This is a genomic window from Enterobacter sp. SA197 (assembly GCF_054131575.1).
In genome coordinates this window covers 906,636-923,530 of record NZ_CP096393.1, presented here as the reverse complement: position 1 = coordinate 923,530, position 16,895 = coordinate 906,636, and the positions used below count along the sequence as shown (strand labels likewise).

The 16,895-nt window shown below is 53.4% G+C and carries 16 protein-coding genes; 3 read left to right on the top strand and 13 right to left on the bottom strand.

The genetic code is table 11. From position 1 onward, the window contains the following. The first annotated feature begins 109 nt into the window (after positions 1-109). On the top strand, positions 110-1,828 hold the full coding sequence (gene proS, locus M1D91_RS04180; RefSeq protein ID WP_437433337.1) for a proline--tRNA ligase: 1,719 nt from the start codon (positions 110-112) through the stop codon (positions 1,826-1,828). A 41-nt stretch (positions 1,829-1,869) separates the two neighbouring features. Here proS and nlpE read toward each other — a convergent pair whose 3' ends face one another. Genes nlpE through M1D91_RS04165 form a run of 3 tightly spaced genes read right to left on the bottom strand, consistent with a single transcriptional unit; the run spans position 1,870 to position 3,568 of the window. Further along, positions 1,870-2,568 carry an envelope stress response activation lipoprotein NlpE gene (gene nlpE, locus M1D91_RS04175; RefSeq protein ID WP_437433338.1) on the bottom strand — a complete coding sequence of 233 codons (699 nt, stop codon included), beginning with the start codon at positions 2,566-2,568 and terminating at the stop codon, positions 1,870-1,872. Between the two features lie 35 nt (positions 2,569-2,603). After that, a complete protein-coding gene (gene arfB, locus M1D91_RS04170) occupies positions 2,604-3,026 on the bottom strand; it encodes an alternative ribosome rescue aminoacyl-tRNA hydrolase ArfB (protein WP_437433339.1) in 423 nt (140 codons plus the stop codon). Continuing rightward, positions 3,023-3,568 carry a YaeQ family protein gene (locus M1D91_RS04165; RefSeq protein WP_437433340.1) on the bottom strand — a complete coding sequence of 182 codons (546 nt, stop codon included), beginning with the start codon at positions 3,566-3,568 and terminating at the stop codon, positions 3,023-3,025. Before M1D91_RS04165 ends, arfB begins: the two co-directional genes overlap by 4 nt. Before the next feature lie 193 nt (positions 3,569-3,761). Here M1D91_RS04165 and M1D91_RS04160 point away from each other — a divergent pair, with 193 nt between their 5' ends. Further along, positions 3,762-3,962 carry a YaeP family protein gene (locus M1D91_RS04160; protein WP_437433341.1) on the top strand — a complete coding sequence of 67 codons (201 nt, stop codon included), beginning with the start codon at positions 3,762-3,764 and terminating at the stop codon, positions 3,960-3,962. After that, on the top strand, positions 3,949-4,209 hold the full coding sequence (gene rof, locus M1D91_RS04155; protein WP_437433342.1) for a Rho-binding antiterminator: 261 nt from the start codon (positions 3,949-3,951) through the stop codon (positions 4,207-4,209). The genes M1D91_RS04160 and rof overlap by 14 nt, the downstream gene beginning before the upstream one ends. A 30-nt stretch (positions 4,210-4,239) precedes the next feature. Here the strand turns inward: rof and tilS are convergent, their stop codons facing one another. The 10 genes from tilS to lpxD all read right to left on the bottom strand — a co-directional run bounded on the left by tilS (position 4,240) and on the right by lpxD (position 16,894). After that, complete coding sequence (gene tilS, locus M1D91_RS04150; protein ID WP_437433400.1) at positions 4,240-5,535, bottom strand: tRNA lysidine(34) synthetase TilS; 1,296 nt, start codon at positions 5,533-5,535, stop codon at positions 4,240-4,242. A gap of 63 nt (positions 5,536-5,598) precedes the next feature. Beyond that, positions 5,599-5,988, bottom strand: coding sequence for a VOC family protein (locus M1D91_RS04145; RefSeq protein WP_437433343.1), 390 nt, complete (start codon positions 5,986-5,988; stop codon positions 5,599-5,601). 62 nt (positions 5,989-6,050) lie between these two features. Beyond that, on the bottom strand, positions 6,051-8,183 hold the full coding sequence (locus M1D91_RS04140; protein ID WP_437433344.1) for a lysine decarboxylase LdcC: 2,133 nt from the start codon (positions 8,181-8,183) through the stop codon (positions 6,051-6,053). A gap of 104 nt (positions 8,184-8,287) precedes the next feature. Beyond that, positions 8,288-9,247, bottom strand: coding sequence for an acetyl-CoA carboxylase carboxyl transferase subunit alpha (gene accA / locus M1D91_RS04135; RefSeq protein ID WP_437433345.1), 960 nt, complete (start codon positions 9,245-9,247; stop codon positions 8,288-8,290). A gap of 12 nt (positions 9,248-9,259) precedes the next feature. Continuing rightward, positions 9,260-12,742: a DNA polymerase III subunit alpha gene (gene dnaE / locus M1D91_RS04130; protein ID WP_437433346.1), complete on the bottom strand. Its 3,483-nt coding sequence runs from the start codon at positions 12,740-12,742 to the stop codon at positions 9,260-9,262. 32 nt (positions 12,743-12,774) lie between these two features. Next, the gene (gene rnhB / locus M1D91_RS04125; protein WP_437433347.1) at positions 12,775-13,371 is read right to left on the bottom strand and encodes a ribonuclease HII; all 597 of its coding nucleotides are present in this window, start codon (positions 13,369-13,371) and stop codon (positions 12,775-12,777) included. Further along, entirely contained in the window at positions 13,368-14,516 is a 1,149-nt protein-coding gene (gene lpxB, locus M1D91_RS04120) for a lipid-A-disaccharide synthase (RefSeq protein WP_437433348.1), read from the bottom strand. The genes rnhB and lpxB overlap by 4 nt, the downstream gene beginning before the upstream one ends. Next, the gene (gene lpxA, locus M1D91_RS04115) at positions 14,516-15,304 is read right to left on the bottom strand and encodes an acyl-ACP--UDP-N-acetylglucosamine O-acyltransferase (RefSeq protein WP_437433349.1); all 789 of its coding nucleotides are present in this window, start codon (positions 15,302-15,304) and stop codon (positions 14,516-14,518) included. The genes lpxB and lpxA overlap by 1 nt, the downstream gene beginning before the upstream one ends. A gap of 3 nt (positions 15,305-15,307) precedes the next feature. Further along, complete coding sequence (gene fabZ, locus M1D91_RS04110; protein WP_007373234.1) at positions 15,308-15,763, bottom strand: 3-hydroxyacyl-ACP dehydratase FabZ; 456 nt, start codon at positions 15,761-15,763, stop codon at positions 15,308-15,310. Positions 15,764-15,868: 105 nt separating this feature from the next. Further along, entirely contained in the window at positions 15,869-16,894 is a 1,026-nt protein-coding gene (lpxD, locus tag M1D91_RS04105; protein ID WP_437433350.1) for a UDP-3-O-(3-hydroxymyristoyl)glucosamine N-acyltransferase, read from the bottom strand. Position 16,895 lies beyond the last annotated feature (1 nt).

Genomic DNA, 16,895 nt, shown 5'->3' with positions numbered 1-16,895 from the left:
TTATCCCGCTCTACTTTTGACATTCCGGCCTCGCTGGTAAACTGAAGCACTTTTTTAAATCAGGCTCCCTTTGAGCCTGTTCTACTCGTCCAACTGGAAACGTAACAACATGCGTACTAGCCAATACCTGCTCTCCACTCTGAAGGAGACACCTGCCGACGCCGAGGTTATCAGTCATCAACTGATGCTGCGCGCCGGGATGATCCGCAAGCTGGCCTCCGGGTTGTACACCTGGCTGCCGACCGGCGTGCGCGTCCTGAAAAAAGTCGAAAACATCGTGCGTGAAGAGATGAATAACGCCGGTGCGATCGAGGTGTTAATGCCGGTAGTTCAGCCTTCAGAACTGTGGCAAGAGAGCGGTCGTTGGGAGCAGTATGGCCCGGAACTGCTGCGTATTTCCGACCGTGGCGAGCGTCCATTCGTACTCGGCCCGACTCACGAAGAAGTCATTACCGATCTGATCCGTAACGAGCTCAGCTCTTACAAACAGCTGCCGCTGAACTTCTTTCAGATCCAGACCAAATTCCGTGACGAAGTGCGCCCGCGTTTCGGCGTAATGCGTTCCCGCGAATTCCTGATGAAAGATGCGTACTCTTTCCATACAACACAGGAATCGCTGCAGGAAACGTACGATGCAATGTACGCCGCTTACAGCAAAATCTTCACGCGCATTGGGCTCGAATTCCGCCCGGTGCAGGCTGATACCGGCTCGATTGGTGGTAGCGCCTCTCACGAATTCCAGGTTCTGGCGCAGAGCGGTGAAGATGACATCGTCTTCTCTGACACCTCTGACTATGCAGCTAACATTGAACTGGCAGAAGCGGTTGCGCCAAAAACGCCACGCGCAGCGGCAACGCAGGAAATGACGCTGGTCGATACACCAAATGCAAAAACCATCGCCGAGCTGGTTGAGCAGTTTGCTCTGCCGATTGAAAAGACTGTGAAGACCCTGTTGGTCAAAGCGGTCGAAGGAAGCAGCTACCCACTGGTCGCGTTACTGGTACGTGGCGATCATGAACTGAACGAAGTAAAAGCGGAAAAACTGCCGCAGGTGGCCAGCCCATTGACCTTTGCAACCGAAGCCGACATCCGTGCCGTGGTTAATGCGGGTCCAGGCTCACTGGGCCCGGTTAATATGCCGATTCCGGTGGTTATCGACCGTACCGTTGCCGCCATGAGCGATTTCGCCGCCGGCGCTAACGTGGATGGCAAGCACTACTTCGGTATCAACTGGGACCGCGATGTAGCGACCCCGGAAGTGGCTGATATTCGTAACGTAGTGGCGGGTGATGCCAGCCCGGATGGTCAAGGTACTTTGCTGATTAAACGCGGTATCGAAGTGGGCCATATCTTCCAGTTGGGTACTAAGTACTCTGAAGCATTGAAAGCGTCCGTTCAGGGTGAAGATGGTCGTAACCAGATCCTGACAATGGGTTGCTATGGCATCGGGGTGACTCGCGTAGTGGCGGCCGCCATCGAGCAGAACTTTGACGAGCGTGGCATTCTGTGGCCGGACAGTATTGCCCCGTTCCAGGTAGCCATTTTGCCAATGAATATGCACAAATCTTACCGTGTACAGGAACTGGCAGAGAAGCTCTATCACGAACTGCGTGCGCAGGGTATCGACGTACTGATGGACGATCGTAAAGAACGCCCAGGCGTCATGTTTGCAGACATGGAGCTTATTGGTATTCCTCACACCATCGTGATTGGTGACCGCAACCTTGATAGCGACGATATTGAGTATAAATACCGTCGCAGCGGCGAGAAGCAGATGATCAAGACCGGTGACATCATGAACTTCCTGGTTAACGCCATTAAGGGCTAATCGCTTTAATATTAAAAAGGCCTCGCATGCGAGGCCTTTTTTTATGGATGATGGCAATCTTTTCCGAGGATGAATCTTGCGTTCTTATCCGTAACCACCGTTATAACCGGCCCCCCGGTGTCCGGGTTTGGGGTGTGGGCGTAATGACCGTCCACTTCAAGCAGTAGTGCCTGCGCAGGTGTCCCCTTCGCCTGGTTAAACTTCAGTGCAAGCTGGTCACTGTTCTTCACCGGAAGGCGTTTGCCGGTTGCGCAGTCGGTGAAGGTCGCGGCATCCGCAAAATAGAGATACATCCCACGCATGGCCATAGGTGTGGCTGGCAGGGCACTTTTTACCGGCTGTAACGTATAATTGAGTTGAGAATGAATCGGATTTCCTTCGCGATCGAGCATTTCCAGCGCGTCACCCCTGGGCCGGAAGTAACGCTTCTCACCTGCGGTATCGGTTAAAACCAGCTTGTCTGCTGTACGCGCCCAGACGCCATAGCTGGCAAATTCTTCGGCCCCCTTAGCCCCCTGATAGCCCTGATTCATCACCCAGGTACCGTCTTTTTCGAGGAAAAGCGAGGTCTCAACGCCTTCACAATCCGCACAGGGCAAAATGCCCCGCCAGCTTTGCTGCATAGGCTTAAGTTCATGCGACTCGGGTGGTGAAACCGTCTGCACTTCCCCCCGGTTATTACACCCCATCAGGCCAAAGAGTGTTATGACGGCAGCCAGGGACAATATTGCTCTTTTCACGCTCTTTTCCTTATGAATATTGCTTATTACACCCATCATTCCTGTGGTCGGCGGACTTTTCCACGTAGCGCTTTTACTGACGACTTTTGCGACTTGCTCGCCAGGCGCCGCTCTTTCGACGCCCGGGTGGGACGCGTTGCACGACGGCTTTTTTGCACCACGGTCAGCTCGTTAATTAATGCCACCAGCCTGGCGATCGCCGCTTCTCGATTCATCTCCTGACTGCGGTATTCCTGCGCCTTGATAATCACCACGCCATCAGCGGTGATAAGATGATGCGACGCCCCCAGAAGCCGTTCTTTATAAAAATCAGGCAAACCGGAAGCACGAATATCAAAACGCAGATGAATAGCCGTCGAGGCTTTATTCACATGCTGACCGCCTGCCCCCTGCGCGCGAACTGCGGTGATCTCCAGTTCGTCATCCGTAATAGTGGCATGCCGGGACAGGACAATCATTCGTGATGCTGCCAGGTCGTTAGCTGAATTTCCAGATTATTTTGAGCATCGCTGAGCCAGATAGTTCCATCCTGAATCGTCGCCTGAAGCGTCATGGTGCGGGTAGCCAGTTCGCTCAGTTTCGCCAGCTGCATATCATCCAGATACCAGATGCTCAAATTTTTAAAACCCGCCATTTTGGTCTGGTTTTGTTGCCACCAGATTTGCGCCGCCCGGTCGTTATAGGTAAACAGGGCAACCGCCTGAGACTGGCTGCAGGCTTTTTTGATTCGCCTCTCATCGGGCAATCCCAGCTCAACCCACAGATCGATGCCCAGATGGTCGTTCAGCAACCAGACTTCTGGTTCATCTTCCGCGCTGAGCCCACGCGTAAACTGCAGGCGTTCATCAGCAAACTTCAGCCACGCCAGCAGACGCAGCATCATGCGTTCCTGCGTTTCAGAAGGATGACGAGCAAGCGTTAAGGTGGCATCAAGAAACTGATTCCGGTCCAAATCTGCCACATTCACCATTGCTTTATAAATTGTTGCTTTTAATGCCATACCGCCTCCTGAACAAAACAGGCGCTATTGTAGCGAATAAAGGTATAACACGCTGTTCTCTCTTTAGCTTCACGGAGGTCATCACTCTGATAATGATTAGCTGGCTGTGTTATAGTCACCTTGCGAAACAGAGCGTATCTTCGTAGGCTTAATGGTATCTCACAGTAAAGCCAGGGCGCTTACAGGAGGACATGTGGGAAATTATTGTGAATTGATACGCAAGCGGTATGCGGAAATTGCGAGCGGGGATTTAGGGTATGTCCCGGATGCACTGGGATGCGTATTGAAGGTTTTGAATGAGATGGCATCGGACGATACCGTTTCAGAGTCGGTCAGGGAAAAGGCGGCTTATGCTGCCGCGAACTTACTGGTGAGCGATTATGTCAATGAATGATACTTATCAACCCATTAACTGCGATGATTATGACAACCTGGAACTTGCCTGTCAGCATCATCTCTTATTGACGCTGACGCTCAAAGATGGCGAAGAGTTGCAGGCAAAAGCCAGCGATTTGGTCTCTCGTAAAAACGTGGAGTACCTGGTGGCGGAAACCGCGGGCGCTATCCGCGAATTACGCCTCGACAAGATTGCGAGCTTCAGTCATCCGGAAATCGGCACCGTTGTGGTGAGCGAGTCCTGAAGTCCTCAGACGGGCAGCCCGGTCTGCCCGTTACTTCTCCCACCTGAGTCCGACCCCCTCGTCCCCCTCTTTAACCGCCCCCTCCAGCGTGACAAATTGCCCGGCCGCGGCAATAAGTTTCTCGCCATAGAAAAGTAACGGGGTAGTCTCCCGCTGCCAGGGTGCCACTCCACGTTCCTGCCAGATTTTTTTGAGCTTACGTCCACCGTTGCGACCAACAATATGCAGTATGCCGCTCGCCTGAAAACGCAGGGATACCGGTTCATCTGGTAGAGGTGAACGCAACTCGCCCCCTTTGGTTAGCGACACGATACCGCCATTGCCGGGGAGCCTCAGCGGAGCGAATGGCGAAGGCCACGCGAGCACCAGCTCGCGCAAGTCAGGAGAGAGGCTCACCAGAAAAAGCTGACCTTTATAACGGCGTACGCTCAGAGCGCCCATGCGTAAACAAGGTTCTGCATCCTCTCTGGCGAGGGCAACTTCATTCCAGATGCGGTTAAGCGTCTCCCTTGAAGGCATAACCGCCTGTCGGGAAGCCAGCCAGCGACGCAGGATTGCGCCTCGTCTTATAGCACTTAACGGCGTTAATGCCGCAATCAACAGGCCACCGTCCTGGCTGGTGGCGGCTGAAAGCTCATCCGCCAGCAATTCATCCAGCAGTTGTTCCTGCTCACCGCACAGCGCCGCGCTGCGAGCCACTGCATCAGCAAAATGCGGCCAACGGGCATTAAGTTGGGGTAAGACCCGCAACCGTAAAAAATTGCGATCGTAGCGGTCGTCGTTATTACTTTCGTCATCAATCCACGATAAACCGTGCTGGTGTGCCCACGCTTCCAGCGCAGACCGCGTCTCATTTAGCAGTGGTCGTAACAGTAGTGAGCCAGCAAATGGCATGGTTTCCGGCATACCGGCGAGTCCGGCTGGCCCGCTTCCGCGCTTTAACGCCAGCAGAAACGTTTCTGCTTGATCGTCAAGGTGTTGTGCCGTAAGCAATAGCTCACCGGGCAAAAGAGCCTTTTCGAAAGCAGCATAACGCGCCTTACGAGCCTGCGCTTCCACCCCGTTCCCCTCATCCACAAGATTGACGCGACATATCGCCAGGGGAACCTGCCAGCTGTCGCACTGCTGCTGACAGTGTTCCACCCATTTATCCGCATTCGGGCTTAATCCGTGGTGGATGTGAATGGCACGCAGTGCGATCGTCGGTTGCTGGCGACGCCATAGCACAAGCCGGTGCAAAAGCACCGTGGAATCCAGCCCTCCACTGAACGCTACTAAAAACTGGCGTTGAGAGGAGGGTAGATGAGACAGCAATGGCAGAGACATGGTGATAACCGAAAGGTGGTTCATGCCCGGCACGTTACCGGGCATCGGGAAAAGTGGCAAGCCCTACTGCTGATAGAGCTCCAGCGGCAAATTATCGGGATCTTTGAAAAAGGTAAAACGTTTACCAGTAAAAGGGTCGATGCGGATATCTTCACAAACAACCCCGTGCGCCTCAAGGTGAGAAACTGCCTTGTCGATATTCTCAACGCTGAAAGCCAGATGGCGCAACCCGCAGGATTCCGGCCCACTCGCACGCGCTGGCGGGAACGGAAAGGAGAAAAGTTCAATGACATATTGCCCATTGAGGGCCAAATCCCCTTTCCATGAATCACGCTCTTCGCGATAAAACTCGCTTTCTAATGTGAAGCCCAGAATATCGCAGTAAAACGCTTTGCTTCTGGCATAGTCCGTCGCGATGATGGCGATATGGTGTACCTGTTTCAAACCCAGCATAGTGCCTCCTTTTGTCTTTCAGCACGTTACCCTTGCCGGTGATAACCCGCAAGCGGTCAGGGTTATTTTAAGACACGTACCCAATACACTCCGTCTTCTCCCCGCTTCGCCCCGTGAATATCCGTTTCAAACCCCGGGTAATGCCGTCCTATTGCGCAAAGCATCAATAAAAAGTCCAGCACCGCACGACTCTGTTCGGTAATCACCTCTCCGGGCATCAGCAATGGAACCCCCGGTGGGTACGGCAGGATCATATTGGCGGAAGTACGTCCGATCAGTTTTTCCAGCTCAATGGTTTCCACATCGCCACGGATCTGCTCCTGCCAGGCCTGATGCGGCGTCATTTTCATCTCTGGCAAAACATCGAACGCTCTTAGCATCAGTTGCGGAAGATCGTGCTGGCGGATCAACTTGTGGATCCCTTGCGCCAGATCCTGAATACGCATAGTGCGATAAAAGTCCGGATCCTCGGCATAGAGATCCGGCAACATATTTTTCACCCGAAGATTAAGATCGTAGGCGCGCTTAAACTCCATCAGCCCGCGTAATAACCCCATCGCCCGGGTTTTGTCTATTCCGATGCTGAAAAGGAACAGCAGATTATAGGGGCCTGTTTTTTCCACTACTACGCCACGTTCATCAAGGAACTTCGCTACCAGCGCAGCCGGGATCCCCTCTTCGCTCATATGACCGTGCTCATCCATACCCGGTGTCAAAATCGTCACCTTAACCGGATCGAGGAACATATGGTCTGCGTCAGCATCCCGGAAGCCGTGCCATGTTTCTCCTGGCGAAACGGGCCAGCAGTCAGCCTCATCGATCTCTTCAGGCTGCCAGATGTCAAAGAACCAGCTGTCTGCTTCATCCTTAAGGCGCTGCACCTCTTTGCGAAAGTGCAACGCCCGCTCGACCGAGCGGTTAATCAGCCGCTTGCCCGGGTTGCCGCGCAGCATCGCCGCTGCCGTCTCGATGGAGGCAACCAGAGGATAGCTGGGTGAAGTGGAAGTGTGCATCATGAAGGCTTCGTTGAAGGTGTCTTCGTCATAATCACCTTTAACGTGAATCAGTGAGGCTTGCGAAAGCGCCGCCAGCATCTTGTGCGTCGATTGCGTTTCAAAGAAAACTTTGCCCGGCACGCGCTCGCCGCTCATCCCACTTTTGCCTGCGTAAATAGGATGAAAATTGGTGTAGGGCACCCAGGCAGAATCAAAATGAATGGATGGAACATCCAGCGTCTTTTTAATCCAGTCAGTGTTGTAAAGCAGGCCGTCATAGGTTGAGTTAGTGATGACGGCATGAACAGGCCAGCTCGCCCCCGGCGTGGTAGCCACTTTCTGCTCAATACTCGCATGGGCAAATTCCTGACGCGGGATACCGCCCAGAATACCCAACGCATTGCGTCCGGGTTTCAGCCAGATCGGCGTGACATCGCTCATCATCAGCAAATGCGCAAGTGACTTATGGCAGTTGCGATCGATAAGTAACGTGCTGCCGACCGGAGCAGCATACATTCCCACAATCTTATTGGAGGTGGAGGTGCCATTGGTGACCATGTAGCTCTGTTCAGCACCAAAGGTGCGGGCGATATACTCTTCAGCTTCCAGATGCGGCCCGCTATGATCCAGCAGCGATCCCAGTTCAGTCACCGAAATAGATACATCTGCTTTTAACGTATTACCGCCAAAAAAATCGTAAAACAGACATCCCACTGGGCTTTTCTGGTAGGCCGTGCCGCCCATATGCCCCGGCGTGCAAAACGTGTATTTACCCTCTTTCACATAGGTGAACAACGCTTTGGTGAAAGGGGGCGTAATGTTATCGAGATATTCGCGCGTGTACTGTTCTATGCGGGTCGCGATGTCGTCCGCCGTGCCCAGCGCATATTCGAAGAACCACAGCGCCATGCGCATATCATGGGCGCTGACGTCCATCGTCGAGTGGGTATTGATAAAGGCGTATAACGGCAGGTATTCGTTAAGCTGATTGATTTCGCTGCAGAGATCGAGGTCGTACTCATCCCAGTCAAAGATAACGCCACAAATACGCGGATTGTGTTCAATAAACTTGAGTAAGTCATTACTGTTTTGCGGCCAGATAAGCTGAAAGCCTTGTTGCTTAAGCGCCTGTTCAAGTTCCTTGATTGGCTCGTCTTTGTAGAAAACGCCATGCGGCCCCATGATGGCAATAATATTCACGCCTACCTCCTTAAAAAACATGCGTAAAGCATAGTTGAGCCAGGCCGCGGGTATAAAAAAAGCCACACCGGAGTGTGGCTTTTCAGAATGGTCTTTCAGGGAAATCAGGCGTAGCCGTAGCTCATCAGACGCTGGTAACGGCGGTTACGCAGATCTTCTTTACTCAGCACGTCAAGATCGGCCAGATCGGCAATCAGCTGCGCTTTCAGGGAGGCAGCCATCGCTTCCGCGTTGCGATGAGCACCACCGAGTGGTTCCGGAATAATAGAATCGATCAGTTTCAGCTCTTTCAGACGCGGCGCAATAATGCCCATAGCATCTGCTGCCAGCGGCGCCTTATCTGCGCTCTTCCAGAGAATCGAGGCGCAACCTTCCGGCGAGATAACGGAATAGGTGCTGTACTGCAGCATATTCACTTTATCACCCACGCCAATAGCCAGTGCCCCACCGGAACCACCTTCACCAATGACGGTACAAATGACCGGCACATTCAGGCGAGACATTTCGCGCAGGTTACGGGCGATGGCTTCGGACTGACCACGCTCTTCTGCACCGACACCCGGATAAGCGCCTGGGGTGTCAATGAAGGTAATGATGGGCATATTGAAACGATCGGCCATTTCCATCAAACGCAGCGCTTTACGGTAGCCTTCAGGTGCAGGCATACCGAAATTGCGGCGGATTTTTTCTTTGGTTTCACGGCCTTTCTGGTGACCAATGATCATCACCGGACGACCGTCCAGGCGGGCGATACCGCCCACGATGGCTTTGTCGTCGGCGTAAGCACGGTCACCTGCGAGTTCGTCAAACTCATCAAACGCGAGGCGGACGTAATCCAGGGTGTATGGACGCAGCGGATGGCGTGCCAGCTGGGCTACCTGCCATGCGCCAAGATCGGCGAATATTTTGCGCGTCAGTTCTACGCTTTTTTCACGCAGACGATGCACTTCTTCGTCAATGTTAATATCCAGTTTTTCATCCTGACGGCTCACCGCAGTCAGAGAATCGATTTTCGCTTCCAGCTCAGCAATCGGCTGTTCGAAATCAAGGAAATTCAGACTCATAGTATTCCTGTATTAGTCAAACTCCAGTTCCACCTGCTCCGAACCAATAAGGCCACGGAGATCGTTTAATAAACGATCGCTCGGAGAGACACGCCACGTCGCGCCAAAACGCAATCGTGCTCGTGCATCCGCCCTCTGATAGTAGAGATGTACTGGAATTGTCCCCGAGCGATGGGGTTCCAGAGACTGACGGAGTCGGGTCAAAAGCTGGTCATCAATTTGCCTGTCCGTCAGCGAGATAGCAAGCCCGCGAGCATATTTTTCACGGGCTTCGTCAATATCCATCACTTCACGGGCCATCATTTTAAGGCCACCGCTGAAGTCATCAAAGCTGACCTGTCCGCTGACGATAAGTATGCGGTCGTTTTCCAGCAAATGCTGGTACTTTTCCAGCGCTTCGGTGAATAACATCACCTCCAGACGCCCGGAACGGTCATCCAGCGTACAGATGCCGATACGATTGCCGCGTTTGGTGACCATTACCCTTGCAGCAATCACGAGCCCCGCCGCCGTGGTGACCTTGCCACGGTCGGTTGGGTGCATGTCTTTTAGCCTAAGGCCGCCGACATAGCGATCGATTTCTTTTAAATACTGGTTGATGGGGTGACCCGTCAGATAGAGTCCTAAGGTTTCACGCTCACCTTCCAGTACCGTATGTTCCGGCCAGGGCTGACAACTGGCATAAGACTGCTCAATCTGCTCCGGCTCTTCTGCGAGCACGCCAAACATATCCGCCTGGCCAATCGCTTCCGCTTTAGCGTGCTGATCGGCGGCTTTTAATGCATCGCCCAGAGAGTTCATTAATGCCGCGCGGTGCGGCCCAAGACGGTCAAACGCCCCGGACATGATCAGTTTTTCCAGCACCCGACGGTTTAATTTTTTGGTGTCAGTACGGGCGCAGAGATCAAACAGCTCGCGGAAATATCCGCCTTCATTACGCGCTTCAATGATGGCTTCAATGGGCCCTTCACCGACGCCTTTAATCGCGCCGATACCATACACGATCTCCCCGTCATCATTGACGTGGAAATGGTACAAACCGGAATTAATATCCGGCGGCAGGATTTTAAGGCCCATGCGCCAGCATTCATCCACCAGCCCAACCACTTTTTCCGTGTTATCCATATCCGCGGTCATTACGGCCGCCATAAATTCTGCCGGAAAGTGGGCTTTCAGCCACAACGTCTGGTAGGAGACTAAAGCATAGGCAGCGGAGTGAGATTTGTTAAATCCGTACCCGGCGAATTTTTCCACCAGGTCAAAGATTTTCATCGCCAGTTCGCCGTCAACGCCGTTTTTCTTTGCACCGTCTTCAAAAACCGACCGCTGCTTTGCCATCTCTTCCGGTTTTTTCTTACCCATTGCACGACGCAGCATATCCGCACCACCGAGGGTGTAGCCGGATAGCTCCTGCGCAATCTGCATCACCTGTTCCTGGTAGAGGATGATGCCGTAGGTCGGCTCCAGAACAGGCTTCAGGCACTCATGCTGCCACTGCACGTCCGGGTAAGAGATCTCCTCGCGGCCATGCTTACGGTCGATAAAGTTATCTACCATCCCTGACTGCAACGGGCCAGGACGGAACAGCGCCACCAGGGCTATCATGTCCTCAAAGCAGTCCGGCTGCAGACGCTTGATGAGATCTTTCATGCCACGGGATTCAAGCTGGAAGACCGCCGTGGTCTCCGAGCGTTGCAGCATATCGAAGCTTTTCTTGTCATCGAGCGGGATAGCGGCGATATCGATAGGCTCAAGCCCCTGCTTCTCACGTCGCGGATTAATCATCTTCAGAGCCCAGTCGATGATGGTCAGCGTACGCAGCCCCAGGAAGTCAAACTTCACCAGCCCGGCATATTCCACGTCGTTTTTATCAAACTGGGTAACCGGATGATGACCCGCTTCGTCGCAGTAGAGCGGTGCAAAATCGGTGATTTTGGTCGGTGCAATAACCACCCCGCCCGCATGCTTACCGGCGTTACGGGTGACACCTTCCAGTTTGCGCGCCATATCAATGAGCGCTCTCACCTCTTCGTCAGCCTCATAGATTTCAGGCAACTGAGGTTCCGCTTCAAACGCTTTTGCCAGCGTCATACCCGGATCGGGTGGCACCAGTTTTGAAATTCGGTCTACGAAACCGTAGGGATGCCCCAGCACGCGCCCCACATCGCGAATAACCGCTTTCGCCGCCATCGTACCGAAGGTGATAATCTGTGAAACCGCATCGCGTCCGTACATTTCCGACACGTGCTCAATGACCTGGTCGCGTTTCTCCATACAGAAGTCAACGTCAAAGTCGGGCATGGAGACACGTTCCGGGTTAAGGAAACGTTCGAACAGCAGGTCAAATTCCAGCGGATCGAGGTCGGTGATTTTCAGTGCATAAGCCACCAGCGAACCCGCACCAGAACCACGCCCGGGTCCTACGGGCACGCCGTTATCCTTCGACCACTGGATAAACTCCATCACGATAAGGAAGTAGCCTGGGAAGCCCATCTGGTTGATAACCTGCAGCTCCACCTCCAGGCGCTCATCATATTCAGGGCGACGCTCTGCCCGCAGCTGTGGATCCGGGAAGAGGAATGCCAGACGCTCTTCAAGCCCCTCTTTGGATTTCGCTACCAGGAAGTCTTCGGTGGTCATATTCCCTGTCGGGAACTGAGGAAGAAAGTATTCGCCCAGCCGAACGGTCACGTTACAGCGTTTGGCAATTTCGACGCTGTTTTCGAGCGCTTCCGGAATATCAGCAAACAGCTCGCACATCTCGTCTTCGGTACGCATGTACTGCTGAGGGGAATAATGACGCGGACGCTTAGGATCGTCGAGGGTAAAACCGTCGTGGATGGCGACGCGGATCTCGTGCGCGTCGAAGTCACCCGCGTCGATAAAACGCACATCATTGGTGGCAACCACGGGAAGCCCCCGCGCCTCCGCCAGCGCTACCGCAGCATGCAGGTAACTCTCTTCATCCGGGCGCCCGGTACGGATAAGCTCCAGATAATAGCTATCGGGGAAATGGGTTTCATAGAAACTGACGCACTGCTCCACAAGGGGAGTATTGCCACGAAGCAAGCTTCGTCCCACATCGCCCATGCGGCCGCCGGAAAGCAGGAGCAGCCCCTCTTTATGCTCAACCAGCCAGTCTCTGTCAATCCACGGGCCAGCAGCGCCATAGCCACGCTGATAGGCACGGGAAATAAGCAGCGTGAGGTTTTGATATCCTGCGTTATTGGCGGCCAGAACCGTCAGTTGGGTCAGTTCATCGCCCAGCACATCACTCTGAACGTGAAAATCAGCTCCCACGATGGGCTTCATACCCGCACCGTGCGCCGTTCCATAAAACTTCACCAGACCACATAGGTTGGTAAAATCGGTGATCGCCAGCGCAGGCATACCGAGCGCGGCCGCCTTTTTCACCAGCGGTCCGGTCTTTGCCAGCCCATCAATCATGGAGTAGTCGCTATGCACCCGCAGGTGTACGAAACGTGGTTCAGCCATTTTCAGATTCCGGTTTTATCGTGTGACAAGAATCAGGACACAAGGCCCAACGCGCGTTTGACCGGGCCGAAACTGCGCCGGTGGTGTTCGGTTGCGCCATGTTCAACCAGCTTTTCGAGATGAAATGCGGTTGGATAACCTTTGTGTTGCGCAAAACCATATTGGGGGAATGTCATATCCAGCGCGGCCATTTCCGCATCCCGTGACACTTTGGCAAGAATAGACGCCGCGCTGATTTCCTGCACCCGGCTGTCCCCTTTTACCACCGCCATCGAGGGCACAGGCAATGTGGGACAACGGTTGCCGTCAATCAACACATACTCCGGGACGATATGCAGTCCGGCAACGGCGCGCTGCATCGCCAGCATCGTGGCATGCAAAATGTTCAGTTCGTCTATTTCATGGGGCTCAGCGCGGCCAAGACTCCAGGATAACGCCTTCTCTTTGATCTCCTCGCAGAGCGCGAGACGGCGCTTCTCCGATAACTTCTTGGAGTCAGTTAGCCCCACGATGGGTCGCAGGGGGTCAAGAATAACCGCAGCGGTGACCACTGCACCTACCAACGGCCCGCGCCCCACTTCATCCACACCCGCAACCAGATGCGTGTGCGGGTATTCAAATTCAATCATTGTGCCAACTCCAGTACAGCAGCAGCGGCCTGTTCATCGGCATTACATCGGATCTGCAGGTGCAGTTCGCGGAAAATGTCATGCATGGCATGGTGCGCTTTGCCATTCGCCAGCAACGGAAGTAATGCATCCGCTAATTTCTTAGGCTGACACTCATCCTGCAATAACTCTTTTACCAGCTCGCGGCCTGCCAGCAAGTTTGGCAGCGAGACGTAATCGGTTTTGACCAGCCGTTTCGCAAGCCAGAAGGTGAACGGCTTCATTCGGTAGCCGACCACCATCGGGCATTTTGCCAGCATACACTCCAGCGCCGCGGTGCCTGACGCCAGAAGCGCTGCATCGCTGGCAATCATGGCATCACGCGCCATGCCATCAAGCATATGCACCTGTAAATCAGGGGCGGTCTCCTGTTTGATTCGCTCAAACTGTTCACGCCTTTTCGCATTGACCAGGGGCACGGCCACATGCAGATCAGGATAATGCTCACGCAGAAGTTGTGCCGTACGCAGGAAGTCGGCACTCAGCATTTCCACTTCCGCGCCCCGGCTACCCGGTAGCAGGGCGAGACAGTGTGCCTCAGGCGGAATCCCTAATCTGCTTCTCGCGGCCTGCTTGTCCGGATCCAGCGGCATGGCATCCGCCATCGTGTGACCGATGAACCGACAAGGAACATTAAATCTGTCATAAAACGCTTTTTCGAAAGGCAGAAAAGCTAGCACCAGATTGGTGGCTCTGCCTATTTTGAAAACGCGTTTCTGGCGCCAGGCCCAGACTGAGGGGCTGACATAATGAATAGTCCTGATGCCCTGTTTTTTCAGGTTCCCCTCAAGGGTAATGTTGAAATCAGGCGCATCAATGCCGACAAAGACATCCGGCTTTAATGCAGAGAAACGGCGGGTGAGATCGGCACGAATGTGAAGTAACCGACGCAGCCGCCCCAGTACCTCAACGATCCCCATCACCGCCAGCTCTTCCATTTCATACCAGGCTTCACACCCTTCCGCCTGCATCAGTGGCCCTGCCACCCCAACAAAGCGGGCGTCAGGCACACGCGCCTTCAGGGCGCGAATGAGCCCCGCACCAAGAATATCGCCGGAGGTTTCTCCGGCGACGAGGGCTATTGTTAACGGGCGATGCTCGACCATTACCGAATCAGGCCACGCGTGGAGCGCTCAAAGAATTCAGTGAACGCCTTCACTTCAGGATACTGCTGTGCCAGCTCAGTAATCTCAGGTTTTGCTTCGTCCAGCGTTTTACCGCTGCGATAAAGCAGTTTGTAGGCGTTACGGATGGCGTGAATCGCTTCACGGCTGAAGCCGCGACGTTTCAACCCTTCGATGTTAACCCCAAACGGCGTCGCATGGTTGCCCTGAGCGATAACGTAAGGCGGAACGTCCTGCGCCACACCGGAGCAGCCGCCCACCATCACGTGCGCACCGATGATGCAGAACTGGTGGACTGCGGTCATGCCACCGATGATAGCAAAGTCATCAACAGAGACATGGCCTGCAAGCGTGGCGTTATTCGCGAGGATACAGCGATCACCAATGGTACAGTCATGCGCAACATGCGTGTTGACCATCATGAGGTTATCACTGCCCACCTTCGTTAATCCGCCGCCTTGTACCGTGCCACGGTGAATGGTGACGCTTTCGCGAATGCGGTTGCGATCGCCAATTTCCACGCGAGTCGGCTCACCAGCATATTTAAGATCCTGGTTAACTTCCCCGATGGAAGCGAACTGATAAATCTCGTTATCACGACCAATTTTAGTATGGCCGTTTATAACAACATGAGACTTCAGTACGGTGCCTTCGCCAATTTCGACGTTAGCGCCAACAATACAAAACGGACCAATGTGAGCATTAGCGCCAATAATGGCACCGTCTTCAACAATGGCAGAAGGATGAATAAAGGCGGTTTTATCAATCACGTATCAGGCCTCCCGGCTACGTGCACACATCATAGTAGCTTCGCAAACAACTTTACCGTCGACCAGAGCTACGCCTTTAAAGCGAGTCAGCCCACGGCGCGTTTTTTCAAAGGTGACTTCCATGATCATTTGATCGCCTGGCACAACCGGACGCTTGAAGCGCGCTTCGTCAATACCTGCGAAATAATAGAGCTCACCCGGCTCCAGTTTTCCAACGCTTTTAAACGCCAGAATACCCGTGGCCTGCGCCATCGCTTCCAGAATCAACACACCCGGAAAAATGGGTTTGCCCGGGAAATGTCCCTGGAAAAATGGCTCATTTACAGAGACATTTTTAACTGCGCGCAGAAAACGACCTTCTTCAAAATCCAGCACGCGGTCAACCAGTAAAAACGGATAACGGTGCGGCAGAAGCTCCAGAATCTCTTCAATGTGCAGAGTATGAGTGTCAGTAGTCAAAATACTCTTCCTGTCTAAATATACTAAAAGGCAATAATAACACGGCCCGAGGCAATCGTGAGAATGCCTGCAGGCCGGGAAGTTTAAGTGTTAACGAGCGAGCTGTTAGTCTTCTTTATTGACCTTGCGCTCAACAGCTTTGAGGCGCTTGCTCATGTCATCAATATTCATTACCAGTGCGGCAGTTTTACGCCAGACTTTGTTCGGCTGAAGCGGGATACCCGAGGAATAGACACCAGGCTCAGTGATAGGACGCATCACCATACCCATCCCCGTCACGGTGACCTTGTCGCAGATTTCCATGTGACCATTAATGACGCTGGCACCACCAATCATACAGTAACGGCCAATTTTCAAACTGCCCGCCATGATGACGCCACCAGCAACGGCAGTATTGTCGCCAATCACGACGTTATGTGCAATCTGACACTGATTATCAATGATCACACCGTTACCAATTTGTGTGTCATCAAGCGCCCCACGATCGATAGTGGTGCAGGCACCAATCTCGACACGATCGCCAATAATGACGCGCCCGATCTGCGGGATCTTAACCCAGTTACCACGATCGTTCGCATAACCGAAGCCGTCAGCCCCGATCACGGTACCGGACTGGATGAGGCAATTCTCACCGATCTCAATTTCATGGTAAATGGTGACGTTAGCCCAGAGTCGCGACCCTGCACCAATTTTTGTCTTTTTACCGACAAAGCAACCGGCGCCAATCACTACGTTATCACCGAGAATCACATCGGATTCGATAACAGCATTTGCGCCAATAGCTACGTTATTGCCTACTGTTGCGCTCGGGTCGATCACGGCACTGGGTGCAATGTTCTCAGCCGGCTGCGGCGTTGAATCTAGAATTTGGGCCATACGGGCATAAGTGAGATAAGGATTTCTCACAATTAAAGCCGCGCTTTTGGCAAACGGAAGATCGTCCTGTGTCATAACGACAGCAGACGCCTGGCAGTCATTCAGATTTTCACGGTATTTAGGATTAACCATGAAGGTGATTTGACCTGCTTTAGCAGATTGCATGGACGCAACGCCGGTGATGACGAGATCGCCATCACCGTGTAATTCTGCATCCAACTGTTGAGCTAAATCAGACAGTCGAATTGAAGGCATT

Bases quoted from the DNA above. Each gene is read 5' to 3' on its own strand.
- proS (WP_437433337.1), top strand. From the start codon at position 110: ATGCGTACTAGCCAATACCTGCTCTCCACTCTGAAGGAGACACCTGCC.
- arfB (WP_437433339.1), bottom strand. From the start codon at position 3,026: ATGATTGTCCTGTCCCGGCATGCCACTATTACGGATGACGAACTGGAG.
- M1D91_RS04165 (WP_437433340.1), bottom strand. From the start codon at position 3,568: ATGGCATTAAAAGCAACAATTTATAAAGCAATGGTGAATGTGGCAGAT.
- rof (WP_437433342.1), top strand. From the start codon at position 3,949: ATGTCAATGAATGATACTTATCAACCCATTAACTGCGATGATTATGAC.
- tilS (WP_437433400.1), bottom strand. From the start codon at position 5,535: ATGTCTCTGCCATTGCTGTCTCATCTACCCTCCTCTCAACGCCAGTTT.
- M1D91_RS04145 (WP_437433343.1), bottom strand. From the start codon at position 5,988: ATGCTGGGTTTGAAACAGGTACACCATATCGCCATCATCGCGACGGAC.
- accA (WP_437433345.1), bottom strand. From the start codon at position 9,247: ATGAGTCTGAATTTCCTTGATTTCGAACAGCCGATTGCTGAGCTGGAA.
- dnaE (WP_437433346.1), bottom strand. From the start codon at position 12,742: ATGGCTGAACCACGTTTCGTACACCTGCGGGTGCATAGCGACTACTCC.
- rnhB (WP_437433347.1), bottom strand. From the start codon at position 13,371: ATGATTGAATTTGAATACCCGCACACGCATCTGGTTGCGGGTGTGGAT.
- lpxB (WP_437433348.1), bottom strand. From the start codon at position 14,516: ATGGTCGAGCATCGCCCGTTAACAATAGCCCTCGTCGCCGGAGAAACC.
- lpxD (WP_437433350.1), bottom strand. From the start codon at position 16,894: ATGCCTTCAATTCGACTGTCTGATTTAGCTCAACAGTTGGATGCAGAA.